The organism is Bacillus suaedaesalsae (assembly GCF_016890225.1).
GTDB lineage: Bacteria > Bacillota > Bacilli > Bacillales > SA4 > Bacillus_BS > Bacillus_BS suaedaesalsae.
In genome coordinates this window covers 14,873-30,580 of record NZ_JAFELM010000026.1, presented here as the reverse complement: position 1 = coordinate 30,580, position 15,708 = coordinate 14,873, and the positions used below count along the sequence as shown (strand labels likewise).

General features: G+C 36.8%; 14 protein-coding genes. 12 read left to right on the top strand and 2 right to left on the bottom strand.

What is annotated here, in order from left to right; genetic code table 11:
- Position 1 precedes the first annotated feature (1 nt).
- Positions 2 to 850 (top strand): hypothetical protein, encoded by an 849-nt coding sequence (locus JR050_RS08550; protein ID WP_204203087.1) that lies wholly within the window; start codon positions 2 to 4, stop codon positions 848 to 850.
- Between the two features lie 34 nt (positions 851 to 884).
- Here JR050_RS08550 and JR050_RS08545 read toward each other — a convergent pair whose 3' ends face one another.
- A complete protein-coding gene (locus JR050_RS08545) occupies positions 885 to 2,111 on the bottom strand; it encodes an MFS transporter (RefSeq protein ID WP_204203086.1) in 1,227 nt (408 codons plus the stop codon).
- Between the two features lie 140 nt (positions 2,112 to 2,251).
- Between JR050_RS08545 and JR050_RS08540 the strand changes: the two genes are divergently transcribed.
- The 7 genes from JR050_RS08540 (at position 2,252) to JR050_RS08510 (ending at position 9,938) form a co-directional block, all read left to right on the top strand.
- Complete coding sequence (locus tag JR050_RS08540) at positions 2,252 to 3,202, top strand: AAA family ATPase (protein ID WP_239454218.1); 951 nt, start codon at positions 2,252 to 2,254, stop codon at positions 3,200 to 3,202.
- Complete coding sequence (locus JR050_RS20680; protein ID WP_204203085.1) at positions 3,199 to 4,377, top strand: DUF58 domain-containing protein; 1,179 nt, start codon at positions 3,199 to 3,201, stop codon at positions 4,375 to 4,377. Before JR050_RS08540 ends, JR050_RS20680 begins: the two co-directional genes overlap by 4 nt.
- Positions 4,371 to 5,579, top strand: coding sequence for a hypothetical protein (locus JR050_RS08530; protein WP_204203084.1), 1,209 nt, complete (start codon positions 4,371 to 4,373; stop codon positions 5,577 to 5,579). The genes JR050_RS20680 and JR050_RS08530 overlap by 7 nt, the downstream gene beginning before the upstream one ends.
- Positions 5,576 to 6,472, top strand: a complete 897-nt coding sequence (locus JR050_RS08525; RefSeq protein ID WP_204203083.1) for an NAD-dependent epimerase/dehydratase family protein — start codon at positions 5,576 to 5,578, stop codon at positions 6,470 to 6,472. Before JR050_RS08530 ends, JR050_RS08525 begins: the two co-directional genes overlap by 4 nt.
- Positions 6,473 to 6,623: 151 nt before the next feature.
- The gene (locus tag JR050_RS08520; protein ID WP_204203082.1) at positions 6,624 to 7,709 is read left to right on the top strand and encodes a D-alanine--D-alanine ligase; all 1,086 of its coding nucleotides are present in this window, start codon (positions 6,624 to 6,626) and stop codon (positions 7,707 to 7,709) included.
- A gap of 124 nt (positions 7,710 to 7,833) precedes the next feature.
- Positions 7,834 to 9,204 (top strand): UDP-N-acetylmuramoyl-tripeptide--D-alanyl-D-alanine ligase, encoded by a 1,371-nt coding sequence (locus tag JR050_RS08515; protein ID WP_204203081.1) that lies wholly within the window; start codon positions 7,834 to 7,836, stop codon positions 9,202 to 9,204.
- 29 nt (positions 9,205 to 9,233) lie between these two features.
- Positions 9,234 to 9,938, top strand: a complete 705-nt coding sequence (locus tag JR050_RS08510; RefSeq protein WP_204203080.1) for an alpha/beta fold hydrolase — start codon at positions 9,234 to 9,236, stop codon at positions 9,936 to 9,938.
- A gap of 9 nt (positions 9,939 to 9,947) precedes the next feature.
- Here JR050_RS08510 and JR050_RS08505 read toward each other — a convergent pair whose 3' ends face one another.
- Positions 9,948 to 10,820: a DegV family protein gene (locus JR050_RS08505; protein WP_204203079.1), complete on the bottom strand. Its 873-nt coding sequence runs from the start codon at positions 10,818 to 10,820 to the stop codon at positions 9,948 to 9,950.
- A gap of 308 nt (positions 10,821 to 11,128) precedes the next feature.
- Here JR050_RS08505 and cshA point away from each other — a divergent pair, with 308 nt between their 5' ends.
- The 4 genes from cshA to JR050_RS08485 all read left to right on the top strand — a co-directional run bounded on the left by cshA (position 11,129) and on the right by JR050_RS08485 (position 15,708).
- Positions 11,129 to 12,661, top strand: coding sequence for a degradosome RNA helicase CshA (gene cshA / locus JR050_RS08500; RefSeq protein WP_239454217.1), 1,533 nt, complete (start codon positions 11,129 to 11,131; stop codon positions 12,659 to 12,661).
- A gap of 134 nt (positions 12,662 to 12,795) precedes the next feature.
- Positions 12,796 to 13,761 carry a UV DNA damage repair endonuclease UvsE gene (gene uvsE / locus JR050_RS08495; protein WP_204203077.1) on the top strand — a complete coding sequence of 322 codons (966 nt, stop codon included), beginning with the start codon at positions 12,796 to 12,798 and terminating at the stop codon, positions 13,759 to 13,761.
- A 62-nt stretch (positions 13,762 to 13,823) separates the two neighbouring features.
- Entirely contained in the window at positions 13,824 to 14,300 is a 477-nt protein-coding gene (locus tag JR050_RS08490; protein ID WP_204203076.1) for a PH domain-containing protein, read from the top strand.
- A complete protein-coding gene (locus JR050_RS08485) occupies positions 14,293 to 15,708 on the top strand; it encodes a PH domain-containing protein (RefSeq protein ID WP_204203075.1) in 1,416 nt (471 codons plus the stop codon). The genes JR050_RS08490 and JR050_RS08485 overlap by 8 nt, the downstream gene beginning before the upstream one ends.

The window sequence follows — 15,708 nt, the reverse complement described above, 5'->3', positions numbered from 1 at the left end:
CATGAAGAAATGGGTATTATCAGCAGTCGGCTATTTAGTCGTTGTGATACTGGGTTATACAATTTATTCATTTACTGCATCTCCAGAATCTCCAGAAGTTCAAACTAAACATGGAGGACATGGTGAAGAAGTAGCTGGACACGACGCTCATGGATCTGGAGAGGAGAGTGAGGGTCATGGAGAACATGGCTCTCATGATGAAAATTCAGAAAGTGGAGTAGATATTGACTTTATAGCGGATGGAACGCAAATTTCAATACAATTAAAAGACAAACAAGGTCAGCCGCTTAATGAATTAGATGTGAACCATGAAAAATTACTTCATCTTATTGTAGTTGATGAGCACTTAGAGCAGTATTATCATTTACATCCAGAGAAAACGGGTGAAGGTAGTTTTGAGATGAATAAGGCTTTAGGTGAAGGAAGTTATAAAGCATTTGTTGACATTAAACCTACAAATGCAGGTTATCACGTAGAACCTATTGAGTTTACAGTTGGGGAAGCAGAATCGGAACATGGACACAATTCTCTAAAACCTGATACTGTTTTCAATAAAACGGTGGAGGGAATAGAAACAAATCTAGAAGTTAGCTCTTTTAAAGCAGGCGAGGACATTACACTAACATTTTCGTTCAAAGACAATGTTGAACTGCAACCATACTTAGGAGCAATGGGACATGTTGTGATCCTAGATGAAACAGCTGCCAACTTTATTCATGTGCATCCAGTTAGTGATTCCGAAACAAAGTTTCAAACGAACTTCCAAGAACCGGGTATATATAAATTATGGGCAGAATTTCAAATTGATGAAAAAGTACACACGTATCCATTTGTAATTGAAATAAAATAACTAGAAGACTCGTCATCAATTGATGACGAGTTTTCTAGTTAGCTTTTATTGAAGACACAGCTCGTTCAATCTTACTTCCCCGAACTAATGTGAAAGACAGTAGAGAAGAGGTAAATATTAAAATTGAGCCCAGTACATAAACGGCCCTAACTCCAATGAATTCTGCGATAAAGCCCATTAAGAAGATAGATAGTCCAGTAATACTTGAAATTAAAATGCTTTGTGATGCATACACCTTTGGTAAATGTTCAGCGGGAATGTTTAATTGAAAAGCTGTTTGCTGTGCAACATCTCGAATTTGATACGCAGGTCCCATTGCAATACATAAAAGCAATGCCAAAATTGGAATGCTTGTTAGCCCGTAAATTAAGGTGAATATACTAAATAATAGTGAGCCAACTGACATACTGACAATTAAGTTTTTTTGTATGAATCTAGCTAAATATAGTGTTAGAAATCCACCAATAATAGAGCCGATATAATAACTTGCATTAACATACCCCCACCACTCTTCTCCTTGATGTAACGCTTCCTCTACATAAACCAATGTGACTGCACCAATCCAAATTGATCCAGCCATTCCTTCAATAACATCCATTAACGTAATCATTCGTAACGTTTTATTTGTATAAATTAGGTTCCATCCTTGCTTCATTAACCCCCACTTAGATTGTCTTACTTCTGTTTCAGATGGTACTTTAATTGATTTCATTGTCATGAACAAACACAATACAGACAACCAAAGTAGTACTACATTAAATGCTAAAGTAGGATGATGTCCCCATTGAATGACAATAAAACCAGTAAAACTGTATCCAGCAATTTGGACAGATTGTGTTGAGATGGATAGTATACTATTTGCTTTTACAAGAGTTTCCTTTGCAACAACTCTAGGAGTAATGGAATTTAGTAACGGATTTCCCCAACCTTCCATAAAAGAAATTACTAATATAAAAAGAAGAAGAACATAAATGTGGCTAGTAATGGAATTAAAGCCAATTAGTAAAAGTGTCAGGATGATGGCTTTTATCAATTGAAGCATTCCAACTAGCTTGGTGAAAGAGTACTTATTATATAAAAAAGGTGAAGATAGACCAGCAATAAGATTCGCAGCTGCTTTAAATAAAGGAAACAAGGAAGCAATTAAAGCTGATTTCGTTTCTTGATAAATAAAAGTAGTAATCACCATTATGTAGATGACATCAGCTAAGGCAATGCTTGTTTTGGAAAACCAATAGCTATAAAACGGTATAGTTTTCATAGTAACTCCTGAATATTATTTATATAGTACCTATTATACCTCTAGTGGGTAATTTGTGGAAAAAAAAACCATCTCAGTTTCCAGTTATATAACTTTAGTAGTATAATATAATTAAAAAATTCAAAAAACGGGGGATTTACTTGAGTATTCAATCACTTAAACAAGATATAACAAACGCAGTTAGCAAAGTGATAATTGGGAAAGAGGAAGTAACAGAACTATTTTTAATTTCTATGCTCTGCAGGGGGCATGTATTGCTAGAGGATGTTCCAGGGACGGGGAAGACGGTGTTAGCAAAGACGATTTCTAAATTGCTTGGAGGTCAGTTTCGTCGCTTGCAGTTTACTCCTGATGTGTTGCCGAGTGATGTAACAGGCGTTGAGTTTTTTAATCCGAAGGAAAAGCAATTTGAAGTGCGTATCGGTCCAGTTATGACGAACGTGTTATTAGTAGATGAAATCAATCGGGCAACGCCTCGTACACAATCAAGCTTACTTGAAGTGATGGAAGAACGTCAGGTGACAATTGGGAACGAAACGGTTCAACTGCCAGCTCCATTTTTCGTTCTTGCCACTCAAAATCCATTAGAATCTCAAGGGACATTTCCATTACCTGATGCACAACTTGATCGTTTTTTTATGAGCATTCATATGGGATATCCGAATTTTGAGGAAGAATTGCAGATTATGAGAATATATCGAGGCAATGAGCCACTTAAAGAAGTGACATCATATTTCGAGTCATTAGAAGAGTTTGTTAAGCTTCAAGACAAGGTTGCTGAAGTGCTAATTTCTGAAGATATGGAGAAATATCTCCTTACAATAATACATAGAACGAGAGGACATGAATATATCGAAGCAGGTGTAAGTCCTCGTGGAACGTTAGCATTCATGAGAGCTGTCCAGGCAAGAGCATTATTAGAGAATCGCTCATATGTAACTCCAGATGATGTGAAACGAGTAGCTCCTTACGTATTGAGTCATCGATTACAGTTGAACTTAGAAGGAAGCTTACGAATGACGAAGCGTGAAGTGATGGAGGATATATTACAAACGACAGAAGCACCGGTTGAAGTAGGAGCTTCTTCGTGAGAACGTGGGCAAAAGAAATCTTTACATATGAACGAGGAAAGCTACTCCTCGTCTTTGTAGTCTTTCTAACGATTTGGAATTACTTTTTACTGTCGATTCCTCTATCTATTATGCTAGTAAGTCTTCTCGTCTTATTTTTTATATCAAACGTGTATCACAAATATTTCGTTATGGAATTAGGAAATAATAAGAGAATTGTCAGATTATTTCCCGGAGAATTTTCTACACTCACTTTTCATTTAAAAGGCAAAAGTATTGTACCCGTTTATTATGGCAAGCTTTCCTTCCAAGCGAGTAACGCTATTATGCTAGGAAATGCAAAGCAGGTTATTGAGCGAAGAGATATGAATGACTATTTTTACGACGTATCTTCGGGGAGAAACGAATATGAATTTGAGATTCAAGCTGTAAAAAGAGGTAGAGCGGTTTTAAGAGAAATTGAAATTCAAGTATTTGATCCAACATTTCTAGGAAGCTCCAGCTATAAATATAGACCTTTCTATCGAACGGAAATTCTCGTATTACCTGAGCTAAAAGCTGTGAATGGAATTGAAAAACTACTATCAAACGAAGTAGGAAGTAAACCTTCTACTTATTCTTATTTTCAAGATCCGTTGATGATATCAGGTGTTCGTGACTATACGCCGAACGATTCCTTTCAGCAAATACACTGGAAAGCATCTGCAAGAATGGGAACTTTGCAAACAAAGGTGCTTGAAAAGACAACACACCGGAAGTGGACGTTTGTGTTAAATATTTTGGAACAAGGGAGAAATGGCTTGCAGCTCTCAGTAGCAAAGGACTTAGAAAAGCGATTAAGTCATCTTGCCTATTTATTTCAGATGGCAGAAAAACAAGGAGCTACATTTGAGATTTACGTAAACATATTAGCAAGAAATGATTTGCAGCTACTTCATCTCAAAGAAGGCTCTGGGAAAGACCATGTAATAAGAGGATTAGAGCTTTTAGCGAGAATTGATCATATGAGTGCTACGGTTAGAGTAAGTAGTTTTATAAAAAAGATTGATATGAAACTACGACAATCAAGTACTGTTATATTATGTGGTATTTCTAAAGATGAAGTGTTTGAGACAATCCCTCAATTGCAGGGTTATATGCTACCATTCTATGTACTCTCTTCTACTATGGCAGAGGGGGTTATTGAATCATGCTAAAAAAGTATGGAAAAGACTTACTGCTTTTTACATTTATATGTACCTTTGAAATTATAAGCTTATATATAATCTCGCGTATTGTCACAGATACCATTACGTTCATGACCTTATTTCCAATTTATATCATCCCGTTTGTATTAGTGAGATGGTACCAATTGAAAAGTGGTAGTTTACCAGCTTTATATATTTATGTTCCGTTTCTTCAAATATTTATATTATATTTTGCTGGCTTTAGCATCCTAGCGCTCATGATAGTAGGTGTCTTTATCTTTTGGAGAATGATTGTGCATATACGTGAGCCGTATCTCGATAATCAAGGGTTATGGTTAGTTGCTGTACTTGCATCTACTTTTCCGATTCTCTTAGTTAGAAAAGAATTTTTGTTAGATTTCGTGAGTTTATTTTTACTCCTGCTCTTTTTATTTGTTGTCATCACGGTTATGATTCAAATGAAAGGCAATGCATGGGTTATTATGAAAAAAGGATATCGTATTTTGACTCTTTATTTTATTGGAGTCGTTGGTGTATTTTTGTTGCTTTATCATAGTGGTTTGACACTATTAAAAGCAGTGTTTCCGTTTTTCGGGCAAGGTGTCGCTTATTTAGCTAGTTATCCACTCATGTGGCTCCTTTCAACCATTAAAACGAATGAAGATAGCTACAAAGATATTGAGGAAGGTTTAAAAGAATTTCAAGAAGATCCAATGAAAAATATCGATAAGAGTTTTGAAGGCTCGAATGAGTGGCTAATACTTACGTTCACTGTAATAGGTATCATTTTAGTCATTGGGATCGTTATATTTTTCTTACGAAAGAACATTGGTAGCTCTGTTGACGAACCGAATAATGCTTTAGATTCCATTCAAGAGGATGATCATGATTTTTCCTTTTTTAAATCATTACGAAAAGTAACATCTTTCTATAGCCGAACAGGAAAAAATGAAGTTCGCTTGCAATTTCAGAAGCTACAAATCTTCTTAGAAAAAAGAGGCTATGGACGGTTATCCTCTGAGACAGCAGAGGAATGGTTCGGCAGATTAGCGCTCTTAGATGACTATTCTGAATCTGTTTTAGCGACGTATTACAAAGCGAGATATAACTCTAGTCAAATTACGGATGAAGAACTAGCGTCTTATATTAATGGAATAAAAGATATAAAGAAAAAGTTATCGAAGAAAAACGAAGGGGGAAAGAAAAAATGACGCGTGTTTTAGTACTAGGAGGAACGATGTTTTTTGGAAAGCGACTTGTTCAGATTCTTCTAGATATCGGTTATGATGTAACAATTGCAACAAGAGGAAGAACAACTGACCCGTTTGGTGATCAAGTAAAACGAATTATATTAGATCGTGCTGACCAAGAATCTGTTGTTAAAGGATTAGAAAACAAAAAGTGGGATATTATCTATGACCAAACAGCGTATTCTCCGAATGAAGTGAAGGATGTATTGGATGTTGTCGGAAACAATTGCAAACATTATGTTTTCACGTCGACAATGGCAGTATATGAATATGGAAACAAACAAAAGGAGGAGAACTTTGACCCTACGACTTTTTCGTTTGAATTAAAGGATCGTACTCAATATATCGGCATGGAAGGGTATCAAGAAGCAAAACGAGCATGTGAAGCCTATATAGTAGAGCATGCACCTTTTCCTGTCTCGATTGTTCGTTTTCCGTTAGTGATTGGTCCGGATGATTATACAAATCGTTTAGAAGATCTTGTTGTAAAGGTGAAGGAAGGAAAAGAGATTGAGGTTGTTTCACTAGATAACGGTCTTGGATTTATTTCTTCTGAAAAGGCTTCTGAATTTTTGTTCTGGCTTGGAACAAAACAAAAAGAGGGAATATGGAATGCTGCATTAGATGGATTTGTCACACATGGCGAATTACTGAATAAAATTGAAACAACGGTTGGGAAATCTGCCTATGTTATAGAAACGGAAAAGCTTAGTCCAGATACAGCTTCTGCTTATGCAATGAAGGGGAGTTGGTCACTTTCAGCGGACAAAGCGAATGAACAAGGTTTTACGTTTGGGCAATTAGAGGAAGTACTAATGTATCTTCTTCCTTTATATGCTTCAGAGAAGCGTTAGAGTATGTATTGAAACGAGCAGTAAGAATCATATATATTTTTAACATACTGATGTATAATGTTAGGGTAAATTAAAGGTAATTGAATGTGACTGTTCTATACAAATGCTTTAGAAAATAGGACTTCGCATCATCTAGCGAGGGGGAACAACCATGAAAATTAAATTAGGCCTTTTATATGGTGGGAAATCGGCTGAACATAAAGTATCACTGCAAACTGCACTTGCTGTAACAAAAGCACTAGATTTAACGAAGTTTGAAGTGCATCCTATTTACATTACAGATAAAGGTGAGTGGATTCGTGGAGCTGAGCTTCAAGCACCTGCCACAGACGTGAAGGCACTTCAACTTGGAACAAATGACCAAGTCATCTCTCCCGTGTCATTAAATCAAGAGTTATTCCCGGCACAGGTATCGCAAAACAATGGGGCTATTGATGTCATTTTCCCATTGTTACATGGACCGAACGGAGAAGATGGAACCGTACAAGGATTATTAGAACTGATGAACATTCCTTATGTAGGGAACACAGTTCTTTCATCAGCAGCAGGTATGGATAAAGTGATCATGAAAAACTTGTTTGCTCAAGCGGGATTAAAGCAAGCAAAATATGTTTCTTTCATTCGCAAGGAATGGGAGAAAAATAAAGAAAGCTTAACTAACGAAATTGAAGAGAACTTAGGTTACCCATGCTTTGTAAAACCAGCAAACCTAGGGTCAAGTGTTGGAATTAGTAAGTGTAAAAATCGAGAAGAACTAGAAGTGGCTTGTCACGAAGCCTTCCAGTTCGATCGAAAAGTAATTGTTGAAGAAGGTATCATCGGAAGAGAAATTGAAATTGGAATTCTTGGCAACGATGAGCCAGAATGTTCAGTAGCAGGGGAAATTGCCCCTAAAAAAGACTTCTATGATTATAAAGCTAAATACGAAGATGGTGATACCGAGTTAATCATTCCTGCCGATCTTACAGAGGAGCAATACGAGGAGTTAAAAACACTAGCTGTTAAATCGTTTAAAGCAATTGATGGTGCTGGCCTTGTAAGAGCCGACTTCTTCTTAACGAGAGAAGGCGAGTTTTTAATCAATGAAGTAAATACAATGCCAGGATTTACTCCATTTAGCATGTTTCCATTAATGTGGCAAAACACAGGTGTTTCCTATCCGGAATTAATTGAGCGATTAGTGAACCTAGCTCTTGAAAGACACGAAGAAAAGCAGCATATTAAACATACATTCTAATTACTTTATACACCATTTGAAAAAATGGTGTTCTTTTCTTTAGACTAATAAGAAAGACTTCAGCAATGCCTCATGAAATTAACATTGGCACTAGCAAAAGAAGACAGGAAAGGAGTGGGCATTCATGATTATAAGAACGTTAGAACAAATCCAAAAGATGATACGAAATGCAGAATTGGGAGGAGAAGCTACTCTAACGATTCATGGTGTTTCAATCAACGATAAGGATGAGTTAACAGGCAAGTTATTTATTCCGATAAAAGGCGAACGTTTCAATGGACACGATTTCGTAAAGGGTGCGATTGAAAAAGGTGCAGTCGCTGCATTATGGAATAAAAATGAGCCAAACTACCCGAAAGATGTACCACTAATATTTGTAGACGATACGTTAGAAGCACTGCAACAACTTTCGGAATCATATCGTGATGAGCTGGATATAAAAATTGTCGGTGTGACGGGAAGTAACGGAAAAACTTCGACGAAGGATATGGTGTATGCTGTATTATCAACGGTCTTTGCAGTTCAAAAAACAGAAGGGAACTATAATAATCATTTGGGACTTCCGTTAACAATTTTACGAACGGCAGAAGATACTGATGTACTCGTTCTGGAAATGGGGATGAGCAGTCGTGGCGAGATTGAACTACTTTCAAAACTCTCAAAGCCAGATGTTGCGATCATCACGAACATTGGTGAGGCACACTTACAAGACTTAGGTTCTCGTGATGAAATTGCTGAGGCAAAGCTAGAGATTACCGCTGGATTAAAGGATAACGGAACACTTGTTTACGTCGGAGACGAGCCGTTATTACAAGATCGAATTCATCGCTACACAAATGTGAAATTAGTACCATTTGGTCAAGATGAAGTAAATGAATACTACCCTGTACTTGTTAAACAAGAGAAAAACGGTACATCCTTTACAACAAATAAAGGGTCTAAGGAAATTTTTATTCCAGTACTTGGCCGACATAATGTATACAATGCATTAGCCGCAATTGCAGTAGGGCAATTGTTTAATTTGTCATGGGATGACATGATAAAAGGATTATCACAACTAAAAATCACCCAAATGAGATCTGAAATAATACCTGGAAAGAATGGTTCGACAGTCATAAATGATGCGTATAATGCAAGTCCTACTTCTATGAAAGCAGCCATTCAGCTAATTCAAGAGCTAGAAGGCTATAATAGAAGAATCCTTGTGCTTGGAGATATGCTAGAACTTGGAGATTTAGAGGAGCAATTCCATAAAGATACAGGAGCAGCAATTGATCCTACTAAAGTGGAATTAGTATATACATTTGGTGAACGTGGTACATGGATTGCGGAAGGAGCTAAGCATAACTTCTCGGAAGAAAACGTACATTCATTCTTAGATAAAGCAGATTTGATAAGCCACCTTTCAGCACAACTGAAAAATCAAGATGTTGTATTAGTAAAGGCTTCGCGAGGAATGAAGCTAGAGGAAGTAGTGACAGGTTTAAAGGAATAGTTAATCCTTTGAAGGTAAGGTGATTTAACGTGATTGGTTGTCTTTGTATTCACGGTTTTACAGGTTCTCCTTATGAGGTAGAGCCGATTGTAGAGTATTTAAAAGAGAATACAAACTGGAACATCGTCTCTCCTACTTTACCTGGCCATGGAGAAGAGGCGACGCTTGAAAAAGTAAGTTATATGGAATGGATTTCCTTTGTAGAAAAGTCGATGGAAACATTAACAAAAGAATGTGAAACAGTGTATGTCATAGGCTTTTCGATGGGAGGGCTGCTAGCCTCTTATTTAGCAACGAAATATCGAGTAGATAAGCTAGTTTTATTAAGTGCAGCCGCTCAATATATTAATATTAAGCAGCTTGCACTTGATATTCGGGACATCATAAAAGATGGATTAAGAGGACATATCCAGGATAATGTCTTATTTCAACGATATCGTCGCAAGATTGTGGCCACACCACTCTCTGCAACAAGGGAATTCCGTAAGCTTGTTAGATATATAAAGCCACAACTACGGCACGTGGAAATCCCAACACTTATTGTGCAAGGTGTATGTGATGGCATTGTCCCGGTAACAAGTGCTCATTACTTATTTGAAACTATCTGTTCAGAAGAAAAGAAGTTAGTTTTTTTAGCATCTTCACACCACCACGTATGTCACGGACCAGATTATGAACAACTTGAAGAAGAAATTTCACAATTTCTAAATATAAAAGAAAAAAGCTCCTGCTAAAGCAGGAGCTTAAATTTTTTGATTACGACTAATTCCTTTGAAAGAAACAACTAGTCCACCTTCGCCAGCGTATGTACCAATCAAAGGACCCATTTCCGTAAGTATACCTTGTTTGAACGGGTATCTGCTCATAATTTCAGCAAGTACCTTTTTCCCCTTTTCTTCACAATTACTGTGAGAAAGAGAAACAATTTTATTTTCAAAGTCCTTTGAAAACTCTCCAATCGAATCAAGAAAACGATTAAGAGCCTTTTTCTCGCCTCTAACCTTTTCAAACACCTCAATTTTTCCTTCTACATCGACGCGTAAGGAAATTTTTATGTTTAGGACATTAGCGATAGCACCTTTAAAACGGTCTAAACGACCACCTTTTATTACGTTTTCAAGAGTATCTAATAAAATAAATGTATTCACTTTAGAAACTGATTCTTCAGTCATAAGGACAACTTCATCAAAACTTTTTCCAGCTTCAATCATTTCAGCTGCTTCTACCACTAATAGTAGTAATCCAGGTGAACCAGTACTTGAGTTGATTACTTTAATTCTTCGATCTGGTTGTTCCTCTAACAGCATTTCTGCTCCTAATACAGCACTTTCAAATGTACCACTTAATCCTTTTGAAAGGGTGATGACAAGGATTTCGTCTTCTCCTGGAACACGTTTAAATCTCTCAAAAAAATCATAAGGAGAAGGACAGGCTGATTTAGGTAATTCATCGGTTTCTCTCATCATTTTATAAAAATTGTCATTGTCTAAATCAACACCTGCTTTAAAATGCTGATCTCCAAACTGTATATTTAGTGGTACAATTTCAATTCCATATTTTTCTTGAATGTCTTTAGGTAAATCTGAACTGCTATCTGTAATAATTTTAATACCCATGCGCTCACCTACTAATAGTTATTAACAATATGGTTTACATTCTAACATACACAATATGAAGGATAAATAGTTAGTTTGGTTGTGTTATACGATTTATAATGGTATGATGAAGATTAGTGTTTGGAAAATACCACTTTTTACAACTTCCTGCATTCCGAGTTGGGGAATGCTTTTCTTTATATAGGTTAAAAATATATGTGAATTAGTATTACTTTAAAATGGAATTTTATAATAAACGGAACTTGTGAAGAGTCTATTTCCATTTATTGAAATTAAACACGTAATGAATGATAAAGGAGAAATGTTATTTGAGTAAATTTCAAGATTTAGGTATCAATCAGGATTTAATGAACGCAATTAGTAAAATGGGGTTTGAAGAGGCAACTCCAATTCAAGCACAGACAATTCCACTTGCTTTAGAGGGCAATGATGTTATTGGCCAAGCACAAACGGGTACAGGTAAAACTGCTGCGTTTGGTATCCCTTTAATTCAAAAAATTGATGTGAGCCAAGACAAAATTCAAGGTATTGTTATTGCACCAACGAGAGAACTTGCAATCCAAGTATCAGAAGAACTTTATAAAGTTGGTTCTTCTAAACGGGTACGTGTTCTTCCAATCTATGGTGGGCAAGACATTAGTCGCCAAATTCGCTCGCTTAAAACGAAACCACCACACATTATTGTTGGTACACCAGGTCGTCTAATTGACCATATTAACCGCAAAACAATGAAGCTTTCTAATATCCAAACAGTAGTATTGGATGAAGCAGATGAAATGTTAAATATGGGATTCATCGAGGACATTGAAGCAATTTTATCTGAAGTTCCAGGAGATCACCAAACGTTACTGTTCTCAGCCACAATGCCTGGACCAATTCAAAAAATTGCAGAACGTTTCATGAAAAACCCACAAATCGTTAAAGTTAAGTCGAAGGAAGTAACGGTACCAAATATTCAACAATTCTTTGTTGAAGTACATGAGAAACAAAAGTTTGACGTGTTAACTCGCTTACTTGATATTCAATCTCCGGAGCTTGCGATTATTTTCGGTCGTACAAAGCGAAGAGTAGATGAGTTATCTGAAGCATTAAATACTCGTGGTTATGCAGCTGAAGGTATTCATGGTGACATGACTCAAGCAAAACGTATGAGTGTATTACGTCAATTTAAAGAAGGCAGTATTGATATCCTAGTTGCAACAGACGTTGCGGCACGTGGACTTGATATTTCTGGTGTCACTCACGTTTATAATTTTGATATTCCTCAAGATCCAGAAAGCTATGTTCACCGTATCGGACGTACAGGTCGTGCCGGTAAGAATGGACTTGCAATGTTATTCGTTTCTTCAAGAGAAATGGGTCAACTTCGTAACATCGAAAATACAACAAAACGTAAAATCGATAAAATGAAGCCACCAACACTTGATGAAGCACTTGAAGGCCAACAAAAAATGGTGATTGAAAAGTTAACGAGCGCAATTGAAGCTCCAAACCTTTCGTTCTATAAGCGTACAGCAGAGGAGTTATTAGAATCTCATGATTCAGTTTCCATTATTGCTGCTGCTCTTAAGTTAATGACAAAAGAGCCTGATGAGACGCCAATTAAGTTGACATCTGAGCCGCCAGTAGTCGTAAGAGACCGCAAACCAAAAAGTAAAGGTGGATACGGCAGCCGTGATGGCCAAAGAGGCAGAGACGGTGGACGTAACAGAGAAGGCGGAAACAGAGATCGTGATCGTAGAAGCAGCTATAAAGGAAATCGCTCTTCTTCATCATCTTCATCGTCTTCACAAGCATCAAACAACAAACGTCCTCGTCGTGTAGGGACGAAGCAACAATAATTGATTAAAACGCAGCTTAGGCTGCGTTTTTTTGTTTGGAGAATAAGTGTAATTTTCCTTTAAGAAAAGAGGGAATTCCTACACTCCACCTTAAAAACCGGGCATACTAACAGAAAAATGTGAGGTGTTGTCTGGTGACGATTATTAGACTTGGGTATGTAGCGATGAGTGTGCATCTGCAAAATTGCTCTCCATCCCAAACGATGACATATGCTCAGTTTCAGAAGTTAGCAGACCGAGAAGCAGCAATTCGTAAGTTGGAAAGAATTGCAAAATCTAATTTAGAAAATTGCTTACGATTACTAAAACACAATATTGGTCACGATATTACCTTCTTTAGATTCAGTTCTAAATTAATACCATTAGCCAATCATGAAGAAGTGGCAGATTGGAAATATATGAGGCCATTGAAAGAGAAGCTTTCAGAAATTGGAGAGTGGGTTCACAAGCATCAGATGCGAGTTGATTTTCATCCAGACCACTTTGTTATTTTGAATTCACCAGATGTAGATATTCTAAATGCGTCAATTAAAACGTTAAGTATGCATGAAGCGCTTTTAAAAGGAATGAATGTTGACCGTGAACACCGATGTGTATTGCACGTTGGTGGAGGGTATAACGACAAAGAAAAAGCTCTTGAGCAATTTATTCACAATTGGTCCTTCATCCCACAAAGTATACAAAAGATGATAATGCTTGAAAACGATGATGTAACATTTACACTACCTGAGACACTTTATCTATGTGAAAAGTTAGGAATTCCGTTAGTTTTTGATTATCATCATCATCTTGCTCACAATACAGGGGAAGGATGGGAGTCTGAATGGAATCGAGTGATCGGTACTTGGCATTACTCCCCACTTCCGCTAAAGATGCACATTAGTTCGCCAAGGGACGAGAAGGACTTCCGCGCTCATGCCGATTATATTGACATTAGACAATTTCTAGAATTCCTTCATACGATAAAAGGGTCTATTGATCATATTGATTGTATGATCGAAGCGAAGAAAAAAGATGATGCTCTATTTCGACTGATGGAAGAAATCACGAAAGAACCTGGTATAAAAAAAATTAATGATTCTACAATTGAAATTAGGTAATATGTCCCAACTATGAAATCTCTGATATAGTAGAAGTAATGTAATGGATAAGGAGAGTTCATATGAGAAAGGAACCAACGAATTCGTTAAATAAACGAGCGTTAACGGCATGGAGAATATCGTGGAGTATTAGTATGGGTATATTATTGTTACTTGCCATTGCTGTATTAAGTTTTGTTATTATTTTTGACTTTCCGAGATGGATCGGAATTTTGACTGTAATAGCAGTAATCATTTTATCAATCTTTTACATCGTCATTTATCCAAAGTTGCAATGGAAGAAATGGAAGTACGAGGTGCATGAAGCGGAAGTGGATATTCAGCACGGTGTATTTTTAGTAAAAAGAACCTTGATTCCTATGGTCCGAGTTCAGCATGTTGATACCCAGCAAGGACCTCTTCTTCGTAAATTTCGTTTGAAATCTGTGACAATTTCGACAGCGGCAACGATGCATGAGATACCAGCTTTAGATGAAGAGGAAGCAGATTTATTACGAGACCGTATCTCGAGCTTAGCTAGGGTAGATGAAGATGAATAAACCAAAAAGACTACACCCTGTTGCAGCAGTGCTGAGATTTTTACGATCATTGAAAGAATTAGCATTTCCGCTCGTTATATTCTTCTTTGTTGGTGGTAGAGGAGAAGATAAGGTATTTGATTTGATATATGTAGTGGGGGCATTTATTCTCGTTTTCGGAATGCTGATATTCGGTATCATAACATGGCTTCGGTTTACCTATGTCGTTGATGAAGGTGAGTTGCGAATTGAACAAGGCGTGTTTGTTAGAAATAAACGATTTATTCCACTTGAAAAAATCCAAACCATTGATGTGACTTCTGGGGTAATACAAAGGTTGTTTGGGCTTGTTAAGATTCAAGTTGAAACGGCAGGTGGTGGAACAGAAGCAGAAGTAGTGCTTTCAGCTATAACGAAAGATGAAGCAGAAACGTTAAAAGGTTTATTAAAGAATGAATGGAAAATCGAAGAAGTGGAAAGTGAATATTCTAGAGACTTTAAGTTAAGTCATAAAGAACTTCTTGTTATGGCGACTACTTCAGGCGGTGTAGGAGTAGTGTTTGCTGGTATTTTTGCCTTTGTTTCACAGTTTGATGGATTGTTGCCCCTTGATGCGCTATACAATTATGCTGAGAAATTGATTTCTTCAAGCATTACACTAGTCGGATTATTTATTTTATTGGTCGTAGCTGTATCATGGGGAGTTTCCATCGTAAGTACAGCATTGAAATATGGAAAGTTTACGTTATCTCAAAGAGGAAAGGATTTATTTCTTTCAAGGGGTTTATTAGAAAAGCGTGAACTCACCATTCCTTTAAAGCGGATACAAGCAGTTCGTATTCAGGAAAATATGATCCGCCAGTGGCTAGGTTATTCAACGATATACGTAGAAGTTGCAGGTGGTGGAAATGAAGAAAAAGGAGAGTTTTCAACCATTTTAGTTCCAATCATTAAAACAAATATAGTTCATGATTTTATGAAGCAGTTTACGCCGGAATTTGTTTTAGAAGAAAAGGTAGTTCCTGTTCCAGTACGAGCTAGAAAAAAATACATAATAAAGCCAGTCCTTCCAGCGTTGCTTATAACGATCATCCTAATTTATTTTTTAGGTGCGTGGGGACTACTTGGAAGTTTCCTTATAATACTTGGAGCGATAGTAGGCTATGGGATGTATCGTGAGGCAGGTTTCTTAGTAAAAGAAAAACAAATAAAGCTTAGATACAGGTTTATTAATCGTCAAACGGTTTTTGCGAAACGAAATCGGGTTCAAGCCTTGCGCTATGAACAGTCATATTTTCAAAAAGTTGAAAGCTTAGCATCTATTATTATTTGGACACAATCGAAATTAATGGGGAAGCATTTTAGTGTTGTGGATGTAGAGGAAAGTAAAGCGGCCGAACTTTATAAATGGTATTCATATCATGATTAA

What these genes read in the sequence shown, in the direction of transcription:
- JR050_RS08545 (WP_204203086.1), bottom strand. Translation starts at nt 2,111, where the DNA reads ATGAAAACTATACCGTTTTATAGCTATTGGTTTTCCAAAACAAGCATT.
- JR050_RS08525 (WP_204203083.1), top strand. Translation starts at nt 5,576, where the DNA reads ATGACGCGTGTTTTAGTACTAGGAGGAACGATGTTTTTTGGAAAGCGA.
- JR050_RS08520 (WP_204203082.1), top strand. Translation starts at nt 6,624, where the DNA reads ATGAAAATTAAATTAGGCCTTTTATATGGTGGGAAATCGGCTGAACAT.
- JR050_RS08485 (WP_204203075.1), top strand. Translation starts at nt 14,293, where the DNA reads ATGAATAAACCAAAAAGACTACACCCTGTTGCAGCAGTGCTGAGATTT.
- JR050_RS08530 (WP_204203084.1), top strand. Translation starts at nt 4,371, where the DNA reads ATGCTAAAAAAGTATGGAAAAGACTTACTGCTTTTTACATTTATATGT.
- JR050_RS08490 (WP_204203076.1), top strand. Translation starts at nt 13,824, where the DNA reads ATGAGAAAGGAACCAACGAATTCGTTAAATAAACGAGCGTTAACGGCA.
- JR050_RS08515 (WP_204203081.1), top strand. Translation starts at nt 7,834, where the DNA reads ATGATTATAAGAACGTTAGAACAAATCCAAAAGATGATACGAAATGCA.
- JR050_RS08505 (WP_204203079.1), bottom strand. Translation starts at nt 10,820, where the DNA reads ATGGGTATTAAAATTATTACAGATAGCAGTTCAGATTTACCTAAAGAC.
- JR050_RS08550 (WP_204203087.1), top strand. Translation starts at nt 2, where the DNA reads ATGAAGAAATGGGTATTATCAGCAGTCGGCTATTTAGTCGTTGTGATA.